The organism is Henriciella sp. (assembly GCF_049649345.1).
GTDB lineage: Bacteria > Pseudomonadota > Alphaproteobacteria > Caulobacterales > Hyphomonadaceae > Henriciella.
On sequence record NZ_JBARZC010000538.1, the window covers coordinates 1 to 4,234 of the forward strand.

Here is a 4,234-nt window from a genome sequence, read left to right on the forward strand (position 1 = left end):
GGCTCCGGAGATCCGATACGTCGTCAGCGCACATTGCGCATCTACGTACTGTCTCAAGGAATAATCATGTCCTTCACCACAAGGAATTCCGCGCTGCTGGCTCTTCTCATGAGCTCAGCCGCCCTTCCCCTGCACGCCGCCGCGCAAGAAGACGCCAGCGAAAATCAACCCCCTATCGCCATCACCGAAGAGGGCGAGGTCGATACTGACGACACCCCTGACGGCCAACGCCGGCTCGGCACTGTCACCACAACCGGCTCGCGTATTTCCGGCCTTGCCGAAGATAGCGCTGTTCAAGCCTTCTCTATTGGCCGTGACGAGATCGAGGCGTCAGGCGCGCTCTCGATCATTGATGTTCTCTCCGACCTGCCCGCGGCTGGCGGTGGCCAGGGAACTTTCTCGACATCAACTTCGGGCGCACTTTCAGGTGACACGCCGCCCGGCGCTGCGTCAGTCTCGCTGCGCGGTCTTGGCGCGAGCTCGACGCTTACGCTGATTAATGGCCGGCGCGCATCAATCACGTCATTTGCTCAGGGCCAGGAGAACTTCATCGACGTCAACGCGATTCCGCTGGCGGCGATCGAACGGGTCGATATCCTGCCGAATGGCGCCTCGGCGATTTATGGCGCCGACGCGGTTGCCGGCGTCGTCAATTACATTCTGCGCGACGACTATAACGGCTTCGAGGTCAGCTCGAGCTATGGCAATTCGACCGCAGATACTGATGAGGGCCGGTTCAATCTGAATGCCATTTACGGGCGTTCCAATGAGCGCCACTCGCTTGTCCTGATCGGGGATTATTACAAGCGAAACGCCTTCTTTGATCGCGACCGCGATATCACAGCAGACTCGATCCGGCCGAGCCAGCAGGGATTCTATCCAAGCTATAATGACCTGTTCCTGATGTTCTTCGACCAGACCGAAGAGCCTGGCGATGGCGGCTGCGCAGCCGATGACTTTGGCGTCGGCAACCTCGGCGAATTCTGCGAGGTCAACACAAACGCGTTTACCGCAACCGATGACGCATTTGAATCGGCATCCTTCATGGGGAGCTACAAGCTCAAACTGTCCGACAAAGCGACATGGTTCAATGAAATGATCTTCTCGACGACTGAGAGTGAAGGCACCTCTTCGCCCGCCAATTTCTCGCGGGCGCCGGTTGATCCGGAAAACCCCTTCTGGCCGCAAGCTCTGATCGATGACATCGTGGACGAAGCGAACTTCGACAATCCCGGCACGATCTATGAGGATTTCTACGGCTTCCCCATCTATGCCTGGGGCAAATTCCTTGATCCGCGCGCTGTCGAAGTCGAAAGCGAAACGCTGCGTCTTGTCAGCGGACTGCAATACGACTTCGATAATTCCTGGGAGATGGAAGCTGCGCTCGTCTATGGCCAGAACGAGTCGACACAGCGTGGCCTGACGGGGCTGAACCGGTCGGGAGCCTTCTATGACCTACTGCTCGGCAATCTCTGTACAGACGGATCACGCGTTGCGCGCTGGGATGTCGACGCCGAGCGCCCGGATGCAAGCTTTAACGGCGACACATGCGAAGACCTCGGTCGCACGACGCTGTGGTACAATCCGTTCGGCGGTCAGACTGCACAGGAAGATGGTGTGCGGGAGTTATTAGAGACCCGGGCACAGCGAAATGGCGAGGCGTCCTTGTTTTCCGCCGATGTGTCGGCGAATGGCGAACTGTTCAACTTCAATGGCCGCACAATCAAGGCCGCAATCGGGGCGGAGTTCCGACGTGAAGAGCTGTCAGATACCCCGTCTGGCGATGCGGTTGCGACCCTTGGCAATCCGGAACCAATCCTTGGATTCTCATCAACGTCCGCCGATGCGGAGCGCGACCAATATGCCATCTTTGGCGAGCTCTATGTGCCCCTCACGGACAGGCTGGACGTTCAACTTGCCGGCCGGTTCGATGACGTCGATGGCTTCGGGTCCGACTTTAATCCGAAAGTCGCCATCCGCTGGCAGCCGGTCGAGCCCCTGATCTTTCGCGGGGCGTGGTCGACATCGTTCCGGGCGCCCTCGCTGGCGCAGATCGGGGCTGGCGTGCGCCTGACAAGCTACCGGGTAGACTGCGAAGCAACACCTGGCGCCTGTAACGGGGACGCGACAGCCAGCGGACAGGCCCTCCTGTCCGAAGAAGTCGGCCGTCTCGATCTCAGGGCCGAAGAAGCCGAGAGCTACAATGCAGGTGTTATCTTCGAACCCACAAACGACATTCGGCTGACGCTGGATTACTACAATATCCGGCATGAGGATCTTGTCGGGGTCGACGAGGATGACTTCATCCGCCGGGCGCTGAACGGCGAATTTTCTGTCGTCGATACAGCCACGGACAGTCTGTCCACAGGCACGCCGGGCCTTGAAGTGACGAATGGCTTTGTCACGGACGCGCACTTTGCGCTGACCAATCTCGGCTATCAGGAGACATCCGGGCTCGACCTGTCTTACACCCAATATGTGGATGTCGGCGCTGGCACGCTCAGCTTGCTTGCGGACGCGACCTATCTACTCGAATTCAATCGCAAGGCCTCGGATGACGCACCGGTCATCGAGGAGGCCGGAGAATTCACCTACCCAGAGCTTCTGGCCAATGCGCGAGTTCGCTGGTCATCGGGCAAATGGCGCACCTCGCTCGGCGCCAAGTACACGTCGAGCTACCGGGACGATCCGACGCCGCGCATTCTTGAAGCGGTTGGGCTGTCGCCCGATGCAGAGGTGGATGTCGATGAGTGGACGGTGTTCGATTTCTCCGTGTCCTATGACTATGCGGAACACTCCTTCATCCAGCTGTCTGTCGACAATCTCTTCGATGAGGCCCCACCGCTCGCACTGGGCACGAGCGCAAATGTCGATTTCTACAACCATGACAGTCTCGGCCGCTTCGTGACCCTGCGGATCAACCATGCTTTCTAGTCAGGGGCACAGACTTTCCAGGCGAGAGAGGCGTGAGAGACGGACATGACGACCCCCTCGACGCCTGAGCTGCAGAAAGCAGCGCCCGCCGCCACACGAACAAGGATGCCGGACACGCTCCTCATCCTTGTCTGCATGGCCCTTCTGGCATGGGTCGCGACCTGGTTTGTGCCGGAAGGCCGGTTCGTCTCCGATGCCGACGGCAGTCTGTCGCTTGAAACCTTCGAAACCGGAGGCGTCGACCCTGCCTCTCTTTTTGCAAGCGGGGGCGAGACGACCGGCTTTCTCAACCTGCTCTTCGACGGACTTGTGTCGGGCGGTCCCTACTCTGCAACGGTCGGCCTCATGGCCTTTCTGCTCATTGTCGGTGGCGCCTTTGGGGTCATCATGAAAACAGGCGCCATGGAAGCTGGCCTTCGCACGCTCATGCACGGCCAGAAAGGCAAGGCGGACTGGCTTCCGCCACTGCTCTTTGTCCTGTTCTCACTTAGCGGCGCGATCTTCGGCATGAGCGAGGAAGCGATCGTCTTTGTGATAATCCTCGCGCCTGCCCTGGTGAGAACCGGCTATGATGCAATCACTGCGCTCATCGCAGTCTATGTCGCCACGCAGATCGGATTTGCCACTTCGTGGATGAACCCGTTCTCCGTGGTTGTTGCCCAGGGCATTGCCGACGTGCCTGCCATGTCGGGCGCCGGGCTTCGGGCGGCCTGCTGGTGCGTTTTCACCTCGATTGGCGCCCTCTTCTGCTGGCAACATGCGCGCAGCGTTCGCGCTACTCCGGTACGATCGCCAAGTTTTGAGACCGATCGCTTTTTCCGTGAGGGCCGGGATTCTCCGCCTGAAACCTCGTCTTTTGGCCCGGGTCATGCCCTGGTCCTGATCACCGTCCTGGGAGGGGTGGCCTGGATTGGATGGGGCGTCAGCGTGCACCAGTATTACTTCCCCGAGATCTCTGCACAATTTCTCACCATGGGCCTCATCTGCGCCCTGATCGCACGCGTATTCGGGCTGGGCGGCCTGGACTTGAGCGCGTCCGCACGCGCTTTCCAGGATGGCGCCATGCAGCTTGTGCCAGCAGCGCTGGTTGTCGGATTTGCCAAAGGTATCGTCATTTTGCTTGGCGGCGACAGCCCGGAAGACTTCAGTGTTCTCAACACCGCGCTTGCCGGACTCGCCTCGGCGACAGCGGGGCTGGGGGAGAGCCTGTCTGCGGTGTCCATGTTCCTGATACAGAGCGTGATCAATCTGTTCGTTGTAAGCGGCTCAGGTCAGGCAGCCCTGACCATGCCGCTCATGG

Annotated in this window: 2 protein-coding genes; both read left to right on the forward strand. The window is 59.6% G+C overall.

What is annotated here, in order from left to right:
* Nucleotides 1–108 precede the first annotated feature (108 nt).
* The gene (locus WA989_RS14790; protein ID WP_424341249.1) at nucleotides 109–2,934 is read left to right on the forward strand and encodes a TonB-dependent receptor plug domain-containing protein; all 2,826 of its coding nucleotides are present in this window, start codon (nucleotides 109–111) and stop codon (nucleotides 2,932–2,934) included.
* 45 nt (nucleotides 2,935–2,979) lie between these two features.
* On the forward strand, nucleotides 2,980–4,234 hold a 1,255-nt coding region (locus WA989_RS14795; RefSeq protein WP_424341250.1), incomplete at its 3' end, for a putative basic amino acid antiporter YfcC.